This window comes from Thorsellia anophelis DSM 18579, from assembly GCF_900111395.1.
GTDB classification, from domain to species: domain Bacteria; phylum Pseudomonadota; class Gammaproteobacteria; order Enterobacterales; family Thorselliaceae; genus Thorsellia; species Thorsellia anophelis.
Window position 1 is genome coordinate 1 of record NZ_FOHV01000009.1, and the last position, 15750, is coordinate 15750.

The 15750-nt window shown below is 33.7% G+C and carries 15 protein-coding genes and 1 pseudogene; all 16 read right to left on the reverse strand.

Translation table 11 applies throughout. The features are described from left to right. Positions 1–259, reverse strand: a 259-nt coding sequence (locus tag BMW37_RS06955) for a transposase (protein WP_143047608.1), incomplete at its 3' end; no start/stop codon positions are given. A 750-nt stretch (positions 260–1009) separates the two neighbouring features. Then, entirely contained in the window at positions 1010–1729 is a 720-nt protein-coding gene (locus BMW37_RS06960; RefSeq protein WP_093318984.1) for a bactofilin family protein, read from the reverse strand. 442 nt (positions 1730–2171) lie between these two features. Further along, positions 2172–4259, reverse strand: a complete 2088-nt coding sequence (flhA, locus tag BMW37_RS06965) for a flagellar biosynthesis protein FlhA (RefSeq protein ID WP_093318987.1) — start codon at positions 4257–4259, stop codon at positions 2172–2174. Then, complete coding sequence (flhB, locus tag BMW37_RS06970) at positions 4240–5400, reverse strand: flagellar biosynthesis protein FlhB (RefSeq protein WP_093318991.1); 1161 nt, start codon at positions 5398–5400, stop codon at positions 4240–4242. The genes flhA and flhB overlap by 20 nt, the downstream gene beginning before the upstream one ends. Positions 5401–5445: 45 nt before the next feature. After that, the gene (gene cheZ / locus BMW37_RS06975) at positions 5446–6090 is read right to left on the reverse strand and encodes a protein phosphatase CheZ (protein ID WP_093318993.1); all 645 of its coding nucleotides are present in this window, start codon (positions 6088–6090) and stop codon (positions 5446–5448) included. Between the two features lie 8 nt (positions 6091–6098). Continuing rightward, the gene (gene cheY / locus BMW37_RS06980) at positions 6099–6488 is read right to left on the reverse strand and encodes a chemotaxis response regulator CheY (RefSeq protein ID WP_093318996.1); all 390 of its coding nucleotides are present in this window, start codon (positions 6486–6488) and stop codon (positions 6099–6101) included. Positions 6489–6597: 109 nt separating this feature from the next. Then, positions 6598–7635: a protein-glutamate methylesterase/protein-glutamine glutaminase gene (locus BMW37_RS06985; protein ID WP_093318998.1), complete on the reverse strand. Its 1038-nt coding sequence runs from the start codon at positions 7633–7635 to the stop codon at positions 6598–6600. Further along, positions 7632–8450, reverse strand: coding sequence for a protein-glutamate O-methyltransferase CheR (cheR, locus tag BMW37_RS06990; protein ID WP_093319001.1), 819 nt, complete (start codon positions 8448–8450; stop codon positions 7632–7634). The genes BMW37_RS06985 and cheR overlap by 4 nt, the downstream gene beginning before the upstream one ends. A 13-nt stretch (positions 8451–8463) precedes the next feature. Then, a complete protein-coding gene (gene cheW / locus BMW37_RS06995) occupies positions 8464–8976 on the reverse strand; it encodes a chemotaxis protein CheW (RefSeq protein WP_245711038.1) in 513 nt (170 codons plus the stop codon). A gap of 76 nt (positions 8977–9052) precedes the next feature. Next, complete coding sequence (gene cheA / locus BMW37_RS07000; RefSeq protein ID WP_093319003.1) at positions 9053–11125, reverse strand: chemotaxis protein CheA; 2073 nt, start codon at positions 11123–11125, stop codon at positions 9053–9055. 144 nt (positions 11126–11269) lie between these two features. Further along, positions 11270–12190: pseudogene (gene motB, locus BMW37_RS07005) on the reverse strand (flagellar motor protein MotB); the annotation flags it as partial. 12 nt (positions 12191–12202) lie between these two features. Next, entirely contained in the window at positions 12203–13078 is an 876-nt protein-coding gene (motA, locus tag BMW37_RS07010) for a flagellar motor stator protein MotA (protein WP_093319008.1), read from the reverse strand. 378 nt (positions 13079–13456) lie between these two features. Next, on the reverse strand, positions 13457–14038 hold the full coding sequence (gene gmhB, locus BMW37_RS07015; RefSeq protein ID WP_093319011.1) for a D-glycero-beta-D-manno-heptose 1,7-bisphosphate 7-phosphatase: 582 nt from the start codon (positions 14036–14038) through the stop codon (positions 13457–13459). A gap of 34 nt (positions 14039–14072) precedes the next feature. Beyond that, positions 14073–14834, reverse strand: a complete 762-nt coding sequence (gene truC, locus BMW37_RS07020; RefSeq protein WP_093319014.1) for a tRNA pseudouridine(65) synthase TruC — start codon at positions 14832–14834, stop codon at positions 14073–14075. Then, complete coding sequence (locus BMW37_RS07025) at positions 14821–15147, reverse strand: YqcC family protein (RefSeq protein WP_093319017.1); 327 nt, start codon at positions 15145–15147, stop codon at positions 14821–14823. The genes truC and BMW37_RS07025 overlap by 14 nt, the downstream gene beginning before the upstream one ends. A gap of 8 nt (positions 15148–15155) precedes the next feature. Next, positions 15156–15716, reverse strand: coding sequence for a SecY-interacting protein (gene syd, locus BMW37_RS07030; protein WP_093319019.1), 561 nt, complete (start codon positions 15714–15716; stop codon positions 15156–15158). Positions 15717–15750 lie beyond the last annotated feature (34 nt).

Sequence of the window (15750 nt, forward strand, 5' to 3'; positions counted from 1 at the left end):
CCTCGCGGGCTTCAGCTAACTGGCGTTTGAGCTCATAAATTTCTCTTTTGTCTTCATTCAGGGGAACTTTACCCTCAGCTAAATTACCGGCTGTCTCATTTAAATACTGACTTTTCCAGCGCGTAACAGCTGAGTGAGATGCACCAGAAATTTCCATAACGTGTTTAATTGAATGATTATCTTCAACGATGAGTTTAGCGAATTCATTCTTTTGTTTTGGGGTAAAAGATTGGCGCACTTTTCTGTTTTTATCTGTCATGTAATGTCTCCAGTTTGATTGTCATTGTAGGCTATAATTGCCTACAAGAAAACTATACCAGTACAAGCTTACGGAATATTTATGAAGCTAAAGATCTTAATATTGCTTTAATAGATTCTAAATTCAAAAAAAAGAAACATTATGGTGCACCATTTTCATCATCAAATTCTAGTATAAATTGATTATTTAGAAATGTCTTATAATCTAAAATAGGATTAAAATCTTATTTTAAGTATCTATCTATTTTAGATTAATTTCATATCCAACTTTGATTACTTGCTGGTAAGGTAACTCTAGATCTTTAGTTAAACACAAAGAAATATAGGCATAACTATAGACATATTTTGACTTAGTGACCTATTAAAAATAAGAGCATGCACAGCATCTGCTAGCAAATTATCCCCTCCCTTTTATCTGTCTAGCTAGCATAATTTTTAACTATATCTGAAAATGTAACTTTTTGAAAAACATGATTCTGATTTTGGGTATTAAAAAGAGATAGCTCATTTTCTTTAATACCCACTCCAAATGTATATATTCCCATATCCTGCCCAATTTAAGCTTATAATGTCATTCAAATGTTTACTACACATTACTATGATTATTGGATAAGTAGAAACATATAACAAAATTAAGTCGAATATAAAAATCTTAATGCGTTTTGCCAAACTGATGTTCGAAAATCATCTCATATAAAAAAAATAATTTAGTATTAACACTAGTTTTTGATCATTTGACTTAGCTAATAGATCAGCTTATCTGTTGTTTAAGCTTTGGTAAATCATCTATTTGTGGATGATTATGTTGCTTATTAGCTTGTGATGATATTTTTTCTTTTGTATTTAATATACGATTATTTCCAGATACCATTTCCGGGGTCAAATTATTTCTGACATTTATCCTTCCCTTAATAACCCCACCTTTAACAACTGAAATAGAAGAATATTCTATTACCCCATCAATAACACCATTTGAAAGTACCTCAATTGCATCAGCAACACACTCTCCTGTAATAATGCCATCAACAACTAATTTTTTGCAAATGATATTTCCAGTTACAATGCCTCCTCGCATTAAATTAACTTGTCCATTTTTTGCATCTATATTACCGGTATGTTCACCATAAATATTTGCCGTACCTTCTGTGTGTAGATTACCTTCAAATTTAACATGGCTGGCAATGACAGTTTGGCTTTTATGCTCCTGAATATCAATTATCTCCGTATCATTAATTACATTTGTTTGAGTAGTTGTTTCAAGTTCAGTTTTAATAGGTAACTTTACTGATTTATTTTTATTAAACATTGTATATACCAAAAATTTTACGACAATATAGCAGCTAACCAGCACTATAACATTACGTATTGCTTGATTTAAATTACCAGCCAAGATATATAAAATTATTGAACACCAACTAATCAAGATCAATTCAGCCCATAATTTAGATTTGGAATGTTTTTTTTCTTTCATGAGGTATTTTATCTGCCTGGAATGATTATTGTATGAAAAAGTAACTATAGCTAATGCATTATCAAGTTATTAATCAATTGAAGATATAAATCATATTTCAATTAACAATAATTACTCACACTACTAAGTTATCTTATCGGGTAATGTAATTTATAGCATACTAATAAGTCAACACAGCACAAAACATGAAATTGTAATTAAATATAAACATAATACTTTTAAAATAATTCTTATTACTCACATTGATTAAACAATTGATCAATAGGCATAAAAATGCACTTGAATATCATCACTAGTCAATTGTATTTATTTTATTTAATGTGGAGAATTGTAAGCTAATATTTCAACAAGGGGAGAGGTATAAAATATATCTTAATTAAACATGATAAATTAATAAAAAGCATAACCTATTTAGCTATGCTTTTTTTGCAATTAAGCGTATTTAATTACCAATACTGACTGTCACTCTAATTGGTCGATTATCACCTATTTCAAGATTTGATAATACAACAATATTAGAAATGCTTCTTCTGAGGAATCTTGCTAATTGAGATCTTAGTGGATGGTTAACCACTAAAACTGGTGGTAACCCAGCCTGCTCTTGAGTATTTATCGCAGCAGCAGTTTGGTGTAATAGTCTCTCAGCAAGATTGGGCTCTATACCAGTACCACCTTGCATAGCTTGTAATAATAAACGCTCAAGTCCTGTATCTAAGCCAATTACTTGCATTTCACCTGTACCAGGGAAATATTGCTGACAGATTGATCTGCCTAACGCAACTCTTACAACTGCTGTTAATTCAACAGGATCAGTAAGTATTGGAGCATGTTCAGCAAGTGTTTCAAGAATCGTTCTCATATCTCTGATTGAAACTGATTCAGAGAGTAAATTTTGCAAAACTTTATGAAAAGTTGTGAGGCTTACAATAGTAGGAATTAAATCCTCAATTAACTTTGGCATTTCCTGTGATAATCTATCAACAAGCTGTTGCGCTTCGAGTCGACCAAATAATTCACTGGAGTGCTGACTAATAAGATGATTTAAATGAGTTGCAATGACAGTGCTTGGATCTACGACAGTATACCCTTGAATTTGCGCTTGCTCTCTGAGACTACCATCAATCCAAATTGCCGGTAAACCAAACGCAGGATCTACTGTACTCTCACCATCAAGGGTACCAACTGCATTTCCTGGATTAATAGCAAGCCATCGACCAGGAATTGCCTCTCCATTGCCGACCTCAACTCCTTTTAGGGTAATTCGATAGGCTGCTGGCGCAATATCTAAATTATCCCTTACATGAACAACAGGAGGTAAAAAGCCTATTTCTTGTGCAAATTTTTTGCGTATGCTTCTAATCCTGCCTAACAATTCCCCATTTTGTTGAAAATCAACCATTGGTATTAGCTTATACCCAACTTCAAGCCCAAGTGGGTCTTCTAATTGAACGTCTGACCAACTTGCTTCAATGTTATGCATTTGAGGACTTATAGATTCTGGAATCTCTTGTTTTGTAACAGCCTTATCAGTTTTACTACTATCTCCTTTAACCCACCAAGCAGCAGCTAATAATAAGGCTGTAAATAGTAAGAAAATAAAGTTTGGCATACCTGGAACTAAACCTAATATACCAATCACTGCAGCAGTTAAAAGCATTACCTGAGGATTTTTGAATAGTTGATTGACCATTTGGTCACCAACGTTTTCATTAGTACTTACGCGAGAAACAATCACACCAGCAGCTGTAGAAATGACTAGAGCTGGAATTTGAGCGACAAGTCCATCACCAATTGTTAAAAGGGTATAGGCTTTTGCTGCATCCCCCGCAGCCATATCATGTTGAAGCATACCAATCACTAATCCGCCCACCACATTAATGACCATAATAATAAGACCAGCGATCGCATCTCCACGTACGAACTTACTCGCACCATCCATAGAACCATAAAAATCAGCTTCTTGAGTAACTTCTTGTCTACGCTTTTTAGCTTCAGCTTCACCAATTAAGCCTGCATTTAGATCAGCATCTATTGCCATTTGCTTACCTGGCATACCGTCAAGTACAAATCGAGCGCCTACTTCTGCAATACGCCCAGCACCTTTAGTTATTACCATAAAGTTAATAATAACTAAAATAATAAATACAACGATACCAATAGCAAAATTTCCACCAACTAAAAAGTGTCCAAACGCTTCAATAACTTGTCCAGCAGCAGCAGATCCTTCATGACCGTGTAGTAATACAATACGTGTAGAGGCAATATTAAGGGATAATCTCAATAAAGTCGTAAATAGTAAAATAGTCGGAAAAGCTGCAAATTCAAGTGTTTGTTTTGTGAACATTGCAACTAAAAGTACCATTATAGAAATGGCAATATTAAATGTGAATAAAAGATCCAACATAAATGGTGATAAAGGCAATACCATCATTGCTAAAATCATCATAATTAAAATTGGCCCAGCTAAAATTTGCCAATGAGTATCTTTTAATGTTGTTGGTAATCTTAATTTAGAGGCTAGATTCGCCATCGCTTCCCCTTATCGTGTCTAACATTGTTTCTGGAATTGGTAAATTTTCTGGTGATTTAGGTTTATCTCCACCATATTTTTTCCAGTATTTTAATTGATATACCCAAGCTAAAACTTCAGCAACAGCGGCATAAAGATTTGCAGGGATAAAACTACCTATTTCTGTATACCTATACAAAGTTCTTGCTAAAGGAGGTGCCTCAAGGATTGGGACTTTATTATCAATGCCTAATTCCTTAATTTTAAGTGCAATTTCTCCCATCCCTTTAGCTACAACTTTAGGTGCTTGCATTTTAGCTTCATCATATCTTAAAGCAACTGCAAAATGTGTAGGATTTGTAACAATTACATCTGCAGTAGGTACGTCAGCCATCATTCTTTGCCTTGCCATAGCTCTTTGCAATTGCCTGATTCGAGCTTTTAAATACGGATCACCCTCGTGTTGCTTATGTTCGTCCTTGATTTCTTGTTTAGTCATTTTTAACTTTTTAAAATGTGACCATAATTGATAGACAATATCAAAAGCAACCATGGGGACTAACCCTAGCATAGCATAGTAGCCACAAAAAATAATTAAAGTTAAAAAATGGCCTAAAGCATTAACTGGTGATTCATACATCAAGGCCAGAAAATCATCTAAATGAGATGAAATAAATAAATAGATTACAATGCTGACTAAGCCAGCCTTCAAGATCCCTTTAATTAATTCTGCTAGCATTTGACTTGAAAAAATACGTTTTAAACCCGAAATAGGATTCCACTTTTTCATATCAAATTTTATTGAAGAGGGGTTAAATAATACACCCCCTAAAAGCATTGGAGAGAAAATTGCAAAGATAACTAATGTTAAAAAAATGGGCAACATTGCAGTAATTGTTAATTCAACAATATAGACAACTGAATTAAGCAATTGATTTGTATCAAGGACAATTGATGCGTCAAAATTAAGAGAAGTGATAAATATCTTACTTAAATCTAGTGCAAGCTCTTTACCTAATATTAGAAATACAGAAAGACCCGCTAGCACCATCAAAACTGATGTCAATTCTCGTGAGCGGGCAATCTGACCTTTTTCACGAGCTTTGTCAATTTTATGCTGTGTGGGGGACTCTGTTTTTTCTAAATCGCTATCTTCAGCCATCTACTTTCTATGGTCGCATATTAGTTATATCTACTCAAAAGCATCCTAAAATCCAAGGCTATCTAATAAATCATCAACTTGAGATTGATCAGAAACTGCATTCACACTGCCAGGCATTTGCGGTCCATTTAATAAACTTTCTTCTTTAGGCTTCGTTACAGGCTTATCAGGAATATTTTCCATAAGAACTGAAACAAGTTCTTTTTCAATTCCTTGTACTACACCCATCATTTTTTTAATAACTTGTCCCGTTAAATCCTGAAAATCTTGCGCCATCATAATTTCAAGAAGTTGAGCGTTAGTAAAACTAGCATGATCTGGTACAACTTTTAAAAATTCACGTGTATCAGCAACAAGACCTGCAACATCATCATCTTTTAAGTCTTTTGGATTTGCAAACCATTCATCCCAACGTTGCGATAATGCTTTAGAATTTGTTTCTAGTTCTTGTTGTAAAGGCTGACTTAATTCAACACATGTTAAAGCTCTTTCTGCTGCTTGTGATGTCATCTGCACAACATAATCTAGTCTATCTCTTGCATCTGGTATTGCGTCAGCAGCTTCACTAATTGCTCTATCTAACCCTAATTCTTTTAAACTATCTCTTAACATCCTAGTTAATTGACCAATCCTAGAAACAATATCTATAGCAGATGCAGAATCATTTGTTGGCATTACCGGCTTTTCCATAGTGACCTCTACATTCCAATTTTTTCAAAGATTTTATTTAACTTCTCTTCAAGTGTTCCGGCTGTAAATGGTTTAACAACATAACCACTTGCACCTGCTTGGGCTGCTGCAATAATATTTTCTTTTTTAGCTTCAGCTGTAACCATCAGAACTGGTAATGAAGATAATGTTGCATCTGCTCTGATTGTTTTTAATAACTCTAAACCATCCATATTCGGCATATTCCAGTCAGTCACAACGAAATCAAACTCACCTGTTTTAAGTTTATTTAATGCATCTACACCATCTTCAGCATCTTCAACATTATTATAACCTAGTTCCTTAAGCAGTCCTCTTACTATACGACGCATAGTAGAAAAATCATCAACAACTAAAAAACGTAAATCTGGGTTTGCCATAAAATTAAAACTCCTAGTTTAAAAATCAATAAATTGAATTGTTTAATGAACATAACAAATTATATGTAATATATCCATAAAACGCTAAAATTAGTTATATTTAAAAATACTAAAATCTACCTGCTTTAGCAAGTATATGTTTTGTAATATCTTTTATATCAAGAACTTCGCTTGCGGCATCTAATACAATAGCCTCACGTGGCATACCAAAAACTACACAGCTCGCTTCATTCTGGGCTATAGTCCAAGCACCTTTATTTTTCATTTCAAGTAAACCTTTAGCACCATCAGCCCCCATACCAGTTAAAAGAGCACCAACTGCATTTTTTCCAACTTGCTGTGCAACTGAGTTAAATAACACATCTACAGAAGGTTTGTGTCTATTTACATTAGGCCCATCGTTTAAAACAGCCTGAAAACCTGCTCCTACACGTTTAATTTCTAAATGCTTATCCCCAGGTGCAATCAACGCTAAACCTTTTTGAAGCATATCTCCATGCTCAGCTTCTTTAACTTGAATAGTACATATTTTATTTAATCTTTCTGCAAATGAATACGTAAAACCTGCTGGCATATGCTGAGTTATGACAATTGGAGGTACAGAGTTAGGCATTCTTTCTAAGACCTCTCTAATGGCCTCTGTACCCCCTGTTGAAGCACCTATAGCAATTACTGTATTAACAGAGCCTGTTGATTGAAATTTTAAAACTGATGGTGTTGTTTGCTGTACTTTTGTTTTGCTAATTTTTGCTTTAGCCGCAATACGAATTTTGTCAGCTAATAACTCTGTATAGCTAAGCATTTTATCTCTAATCCCAATTTGTGGTTTAGTGACAAAATCTATCGCTCCTAATTCTAAAGCTTTTAATGTAATATCAGATCCTTTTTGTGTTAATGTTGAAACCATAACAACTGGCATTGGTCTTAATCTCATAATTCTTGCGAGAAAATCTAGACCATCCATTTTTGGCATTTCAACATCTAGCGTAAGTACATCAGGATCTAATTGCTTAATTAAATCTCTAGCAACCAAAGGATCTGGCGCAGTAGCAATCACCTCCATATCCGGCTGGCTATTAATCATTTCAGTCAGAATTTGACGCATCAAGGCAGAATCATCAACACATAAAACTCTAATCTTACTCATTTTTTATCCTTTAGAGTACCGTAAACTGTTTGCCCTTTCGAGTATAGATCTTTACTTAACTGAGTAAAATTTTCAGAATGTCCTGCAAAAAGAATTCCTCCTGGTTTTAAAAGAGGGATAAATCTCTTCAAGATGCGTTCTTGTGTTTCTTTATCAAAATATATCATGACATTTCGACAAAAAATAGCATCAAATGGACCTGGGACATTCCATTCGTTAGCCAAAAGATTGACTTGCTGGAATTTAATTTTACTTGCTAATTCAGGCTTAACTTTCACCATTCCAGAACGCTGTCCTGTTCCTCTTAAAAAATAGTTATGCACCATTTCTTGTGAAAGCTCACGTACTTGTTCTAATTTATAAATACCTTTTTCCGCTGTTTCTAATACATTCGTGTCTATATCACTAGCTATTATTTGATAAGCATCATGTTTCATACTAAATACATCACTTAAAGTGATAGCAATAGAGTATGGTTCTTCACCTGTTGAAGCCGCAGCTGACCAAACTTTATAATTACTACGTGATTTTTCGGCATGCTCTTTAAGCACGTCAAAATGATGAGATTCTCTAAAAAAAGAAGTCAAATTTGTAGTAAGAGCATTGGTAAAGCTCTGCCATTCATCATTACCAGGGTTAATTTCAAGAAACCTTAAGTATTCAGTAAAGCTTTCAAAAGACAAAGACTGAACTCGCCTAGCTAGCCGATTATAAACCATCTCTCTTTTGTTATCTGCTAATACAATCCCAGCTCTTTGATAAATCAATTTTGAGATATATTTAAAATCCGCGTCCGTAAGGGGAATTCGATTCATTAATTTCGTCCAATTAAATTTTTATATTTTGATCTGTTAAAGCCATCTCTTTGCTGTTCATTAACTTTTCAATATCAACTAAAATAAGCATTCTTTCCCCAATAGACCCAAGTCCATTAAGATATTCAGTTGCTAATGTAACTGCATATTCAGGCGCTGAACGTATTTCTTTTGTAGGTAAAGATAATACATCAGAAACTCCATCGACCACAATTCCAACTATTCTATGCTCAAGATTGAGAACAATTACAACAGTATTCTCGTCATAAGAAATATTTTGACGAACGAATTTAACTCGCAGATCTACTATAGGTACAATCACGCCACGTAAGTTAGTTACTCCCTTAATAAAATCTGGAGTGTTCGCTATTCTTGTTACTTGGTCGTATCCTCTTATTTCCTGGACTTTTAAAATATCAATACCATATTCATCATTACCAAGAGTGAAAACTAGAAATTCATGACCTACTTCTTCATTTTCTTTAGTCTCTTTTTCAGCTGTTTTTTCTGGCATATTTACTGACATATTTCCACCTAATCAATTAATTGAATTTAAACTTGCTATGATTCGCACTTAATATTAATTTACCATTTAGCCTTGATTAGTAATTATGCATAAAACGCTTATCTCTATGCAAGGATTGTAAGCTTGATACATCGACAATAAGTGCTACACTACCATCACCTAAAATTGTTGCTGCTGAAACACCTGGTACCTTTTTATAATTACTTTCAAGGTTTTTTACAACAACTTGATGTTGACCAATCAATTGATCAACTAATAGAGCGTAACGTCTATTACCAGCTTGAATGATTACCACAATCCCTTCTGTAGGCTCCGGTTTAGCATTTTTAACATCAAAAATTTGGTACAGTTCCACTAGTGGTAAGAATTCTCCACGGACCTGTAAAACTTTCTCGTCTCCTGCCATTGAATGAATATCTTCAGACTGTGGCTGTAATGATTCCATTACAGAGCCTAATGGAAGAATAAATACTTCTTCTCCAACTTTTACAGACATCCCATCCAAAATTGCTAATGTTAAAGGCAGCAATATTTTAAATGATGTTCCTTTACCTTCAACTGTTTGAATTTCAATTTGCCCACCCATTTCTTGAATATTACGGCGAACAACGTCTAATCCCACACCACGGCCGGAAACATCCGTGATTGTATCAGCAGTAGAAAATCCAGGGGCAAGAATCAGCATATTAACTTCTTCATCAGAAATGTTTTCTGGAATTTGCATACCTTGAGAAATCGCTTTTTTAAGAATTTTTTCACGATTTAAACCACCACCATCATCTTTCACTTCAATACAAATATTACCACCTTGGTGTTCTGCCGATAATGTTAGGATACCTAATTCAGGTTTTCCTTTTGATGCTCTAACTTCAGGTGACTCAATACCGTGATCAACGCTATTTCTAACTAAATGCGTTAAAGGATCAATAATTCTTTCAATTAAACTTTTGTCTAATTCTGTTGAGCTACCTTGTAAAACAAGTTCAATTCTTTTATTTAATCTAGCTGCTAAATCTCTAACTTGTCTTGGGAATCGACTAAACACATATTCCATAGGCATCATTCGAATAGACATGACAGATTCTTGTAAATCTCTAGCATTTCTTTGTAATTGAGTCATACTAGATAACAACTCTCCATGTTGAACAGGATCTAAAAGGTCAGATCTTTGTGCAAGCATTGATTGAGTAATAACTAATTCTCCTACAAGATTAATAATTTGGTCAACTTTTTCAACAGCTACGCGGATACTGGTTAATTCTGAATTTTTAACTGGTGAATTTTTAGCAGTATTAGCTTTTGCAGTCGCTGTTGTTTTTTCAGTTTCATCAGAAATGCTAGGTTTTACTGGTGCTTCTTTAACTTGTTTTTCTACTACAGGTGCTGCTTTATCATTAGCAAGAGTTTCTGAAACAGTTGATGCTTGATTAACTGTATTAGATTCAATAATAGTTATTTGCTTTTCATCTATAACAAAACATAAAACTGCAACTATATCGTCTTTAGGAACAACGGTCTCAAGATGTACAACAAGTTTTTTGTCTATTTTTTCTTGATTAACGATTTTCCCTAAATTCCCAAGCTCTTCAATTAAAATAGATTCATCTTCATTCGAAATATTAAGTAATTCAATACGTATTGCAGATGAACTAATATTTTCGGTTGATTCTGCTTCTGGTAATTTTGATACTTCTTGTTCTTCAATGTTAGATTCTACAGCTTTAGGAGTTTCAACATTTGAAGTTTCAGATGTTTTCAGACTACTTTCAGCAAGGGCTTTTAATCTATCACAGATTATCTTAAATGTTTCTTGATCTTGCTCTTGACTATTTTTATAAGCATCGAGTTGTTCTTGCATAATATCTTTAGTTTCCAAGAATAAATTAACAATATCAGTATTAAGGGTTAGCTGCTGTCTTCTAGCACCATCAAGAAGATTTTCAAAAATATGGGTAGTTTCTTGTAGAACTGTGAAACCAAACGTAGCAGCACCACCTTTAATAGAATGTGCAGCTCTAAAAATAGCATTGAGTTGTTCAATATCTGGATCTTCAGGATCAAGCATTAAAAGATGCTGTTCCATATCAGCAATCAATTCATCAGCTTCATCAAAGAATGTTTGATAAAAAGCACTTATATCCATACTCACTGGCTACCACCTTTTGCAAGAGTTAAATAAATTTATTCAAATTTAAAAAGCTATCTTTTTATATCTGATGTTTAAATACTTAAAAAATCTAACCATTAACTTACTAAGTTAAGCTTAACACTAATCCAACGTAATTTTATTTTGAGTACCTTGTTGGTTTTCATACTCAATATTTTCTTGAGCTTGTTTGTTCAAAATAATGATACTTATTCGTCTGTTGGCTGGATCCGAACTATTTAATGGATTTAGGTTCATTGTATCAGCCATACCAACTATTCTGAGTAATTTCCCAGTTGACAAACCACCAGCCATTAGCTCCCTACGAGATGCATTTGCTCTATCAGCAGAAAGTTCCCAGTTGCTATATCCAAGATCGCCTCTTGCAAACTGGTAATCATCTGTATGTCCAGCCAAACTAATTTTATTAGGCACTGCATTAATAATTGGTGCTAGTGCTCTTAATACATCCCGCATATAAGGTTCAACAACATCACTTCCACGTTGAAACATAGGTCTATTTTGACTATCTACAATTTGAATTCTTAATCCTTGATCGACTAATTCAATCAACAACTGTGGTTGTAGTTCTCTCAATCTTGGGTCAATTCTAATTGCTTGTTGTAAGTCTGATTGTAATTGCTCTAACCTTAATTGTTCTAACCTTGCTTCAGCTTTAGCTTTATCATTTTGATTTTTACCAGATATATTCTGTTTAAAATCTTCTTGCTTATTTTTTGTAGCATTTTCAACTTGTGTAGTCGAACTTAGAGTGCGTCTTACTACACCTTCAGTTTGGGTTGCATCTTGTCCGCCACCTGGAATAACACTGTCATCTGTACTACTTTTTTCGCCTCCAGTAACTGAAACCTTTAAAGGTGTACGAAAATACTCTGCTATTTTAGTTAATTGCTGAGGACTCGCTACAGCAATTAACCACATCACTAAAAAGAAGGCCATCATGGCTGTAAAAAAGTCAGCTAGAGCAATTTTCCAACTCCCACCATGGTGACCGCCATGGCCACCACCTTTCTTTTTCTTGATTATTATGGGTTTATGTTGTTTCATATCTTAATTATTTTATTGTGCCTTTGTGGAAGATGCTTTTACTTGCCTTATATGATCTTCTAGTTGTGTGAAGGTTGGTCTTTCAGTGCTATAAAGCGTTTTACGACCAAATTCAACTGCGATTTGTGGCGCATAACCATTCAAACTTGCCAATAAAATAACTTTTATGCATTGATATACTTTAGCATGTTCAGCATTTCGTTGTCTCAATATAGATGCTAATGGTGCTACATACCCATATGCTAATAAAATCCCTAAAAATGTACCTACCATTGCATGTGCGATAAGTAAGCCTAATTCTTCTGGAGGTAAATCTGCCGAACCAAGTGCTTTAATTACCCCTAACACTGCTGCTACGATACCAAAAGCTGGCAAACCATCCCCTACAGTCTGATATGTTGTAGCAGGAATATCTGCTTCATGCTCATGTGTTTCAATTTCTTCATCCATAAGCGCTTCTATCTCAAAGGCGCTCATATTACCACTTACCATTAATCTTAGGTAATCTGTAATAAATTCTATAATTTCATGGTTTGCTAAAAGTTTAGGGTACGCAGAAAAAATTTCACTTTCATTTGGTGAGTCAATATCAGACTCTAATGACAACATTCCTTGTTGTCTTGCTTTTGAAAGAATCAAAAACAGAACTGAAATAACATCTAAGAAAAGAGCCTTATCGTACTTTGATGATTTTAGTACAGCAGGAACAGCTTTTAAACTTGCTTTAAGCGACTTACCTGTATTAGCAATCATCATAGCACCAACTGCTGCACCACCAATTATTAATAGTTCAAGAGGCTGATTAAGTGCACCTAAATGTCCACCAGCCAATACAAATCCGCCTAATACGGAAAAAGTTACTACTAAATAGCCTATGATTATTAACACAATAGTTCCCTTTATCTTATTGATTTAACTGATAGGTATACTCACTACAATCTATATAACTTAATACCTTTACGTTTCTATGTTAAGTATAAGAGCTAACGCGTAAAAATAACAGTATGAATTCGCTATTTTTTTACAAACTAGCAAATTTGATTTTTTTAGAAACAGTTTTCAACTCTAAAAAATCTTTTTTTCAATAAATCATACCGTTAAAAAGCGTTTTACCCCTACAATTTATTACATTTCTTACTAAAAATAAACCTTTTCACGCAATTAAAAAAAATATTTTTATTAAGTAATTGATTTTTAAAAATCAAATTTTGTCATATTAGATCGCAAAATGTAAATTAACTTACATAATCAGGTTATTTCTTCAGACTACTTAATTAATTTTATCAATTCATCCAGAGATGTAATGTGAGCAGTAACAATTTTTTCATAACTTTCAAGTTTAGGTGTTTTTACCTCATGTAATCGATTATAATTTTTTTGTTCCTCCCATTGTATTAAGTATCTATCATTGATACCTGCCTCAAACGCAGCAACTAAATCATCTATCTTATCCCCTACCATTATTGATTTTGAAAGATCAATCTCAAGTTCAGCGGCTGCATCTAGCAACATACCTGGCTTAGGCTTTCTACAATCACATGACAAGCAATATTCATCTATTAATGAATCTTTATGATGCGGGCAATAATATATACCATCTAAATTCACACCTCTATCCGCTAAAGACCAATCCATCCACTCTGTCAATTGTATAAAATCTGATTCAGAAAATAACCCTCTCGCAATTCCCGATTGATTGGTAACTAATACCAGCAAATAATCCATTTCTTGCAATTTTTTTAAGCTATCTATCACACCATCAAAAAATTTAAAATCATCAATTTTATGGACGTATCCCTTATCCAAATTAAGCGTACCATCTCGGTCTAAAAAAATTGCTGGTTTCATACCACATTGCCTCTTACTTTTATTTAAAGATTACCTACAAATCCATCTTATAGTTTTGTAGCTTATTCATTACAGCTTGCCAATCAGCTTCAATTTTATATTCTGCTTCAACTGATATTTTTTCATGAGTGATTGGGTGAATAAAACTCATACTAGATGCATGTAGCATTAATCGTTTAAGCTTAAAATATTCGCTAAACGCCCTATTTTGCTTCAAATCACCATGGGCTGTATCACCTATAATTGGGTGTCTTAAGTGCCTTAAATGTCGTCTTAATTGGTGTTTACGTCCCGTTTTTGGCGATAGCTCAATCAGAGAATAGCGTGTTGTATCATACTTGGCATTTGGAATTGGAACTTCATACCTGTGAAGTGGTTTATAATGTGTAATTGCAATTTGTGGATCTTTTTCGGAATCAGAAAATTTATCGGCTATTTTATCTTTTATTACTTTTAAAGGATAATCAATTGTACCTGAATCGTGAATAAATCCCCTGATAATTGCGTGATATGTTTTTTCAATTTCTTGATTTTCAAATTGCTTCGATAAATGATTTGCAACATCTGGATTTAACCCCATGATAAGTAAACCAGATGTAGGTTTATCAAGACGGTGGATTGGGAATACGTGTTGTCCTATTTGATTTCTTAATTGTAGCATTAAAATCTTATTTTCTTTTGTATCTAGCCAACTCCTGTGTACTAGCCATCCTGTGGGCTTATTGACAACTACAATATAATCGTCTTTATATGCTATTGGAATAGTTACTGTTAACTCAACATTATGATTGTTCATTGATCATTCCATCCATTACCTGTAATGTTTTGATCAGCTCCTCTTTATCTTTTTCATCTTTATATGATTCTTCAAAATAATGAGATATTGAAAAGGGTTTAGGAATTGGTATTTGATTTGCCAGCAAGTCTTGCATTTTAGGTATAAATATCCATTGTAACCATTCTGATGGTGATAATTTATCAATACTAAACGGCTCTTTACTCATTAGATTTTCTTTAGACGGTTGAACTTCCATCCATAATCCTAACTTGCGAAGCTCATTTTCAATATCATATAATAACTTAATTAATTGGTTATTGATTTCATTCATATTTTTTATTATATATTTACATGAGGAGTTGATTGGTTTAAAAATGTAGCGATATCTGGTGCTAGCACAACTTGATTTTTTTTTGATAATCTATCAATCACAACATGACCTGTTAAATTACAACAACTTAACACATAATCATCATCAGAAGTTGTGCCAATAAAAACAGAGGGTTGCCTTTTTGCTTTTCTTTGTGAGACTAAATGACCAATTATATTTTCCTGTAATCGGATAAAATCATCTTCATTCCAAGCTTGTAATAATAAATATTCTTGTTCATTAAATACTATACTTATATTGCCTGAATACTGCGAGCCATAAAAATCATGAACTGAATTTTGGATCTTCATTTCCATTCCCCGCTCTACACCCTCGAGTTTAATGGTATTTCGGCGCTTATGGGGCAACCAGTATACTTCACTTTCATCATTGAATTTCTGTACACATGGAGAATCCATGGAATCGTAAACCGTATTATAAGGATTAGAACCTACTTGTTCTTGCCATGCTACTATAAAACGATTTGTCAATTCCAATAGCGCAGAAGTTGTTTCATTTTCTTGTTTCATTTCAATTTCTCTATAATCAAATTCAGGCTAATTG

What these genes read in the sequence shown, in the direction of transcription:
- BMW37_RS06960 (WP_093318984.1), bottom strand. Translation starts at nt 1,729, where the DNA reads ATGAAAGAAAAAAAACATTCCAAATCTAAATTATGGGCTGAATTGATC.
- flhA (WP_093318987.1), bottom strand. Translation starts at nt 4,259, where the DNA reads ATGGCGAATCTAGCCTCTAAATTAAGATTACCAACAACATTAAAAGAT.
- flhB (WP_093318991.1), bottom strand. Translation starts at nt 5,400, where the DNA reads ATGGCTGAAGATAGCGATTTAGAAAAAACAGAGTCCCCCACACAGCAT.
- cheZ (WP_093318993.1), bottom strand. Translation starts at nt 6,090, where the DNA reads ATGGAAAAGCCGGTAATGCCAACAAATGATTCTGCATCTGCTATAGAT.
- cheY (WP_093318996.1), bottom strand. Translation starts at nt 6,488, where the DNA reads ATGGCAAACCCAGATTTACGTTTTTTAGTTGTTGATGATTTTTCTACT.
- BMW37_RS06985 (WP_093318998.1), bottom strand. Translation starts at nt 7,635, where the DNA reads ATGAGTAAGATTAGAGTTTTATGTGTTGATGATTCTGCCTTGATGCGT.
- cheR (WP_093319001.1), bottom strand. Translation starts at nt 8,450, where the DNA reads ATGAATCGAATTCCCCTTACGGACGCGGATTTTAAATATATCTCAAAA.
- cheW (WP_245711038.1), bottom strand. Translation starts at nt 8,976, where the DNA reads ATGTCAGTAAATATGCCAGAAAAAACAGCTGAAAAAGAGACTAAAGAA.
- gmhB (WP_093319011.1), bottom strand. Translation starts at nt 14,038, where the DNA reads ATGAAACCAGCAATTTTTTTAGACCGAGATGGTACGCTTAATTTGGAT.
- truC (WP_093319014.1), bottom strand. Translation starts at nt 14,834, where the DNA reads ATGAACAATCATAATGTTGAGTTAACAGTAACTATTCCAATAGCATAT.
- BMW37_RS07025 (WP_093319017.1), bottom strand. Translation starts at nt 15,147, where the DNA reads ATGAATGAAATCAATAACCAATTAATTAAGTTATTATATGATATTGAA.
- syd (WP_093319019.1), bottom strand. Translation starts at nt 15,716, where the DNA reads ATGAAACAAGAAAATGAAACAACTTCTGCGCTATTGGAATTGACAAAT.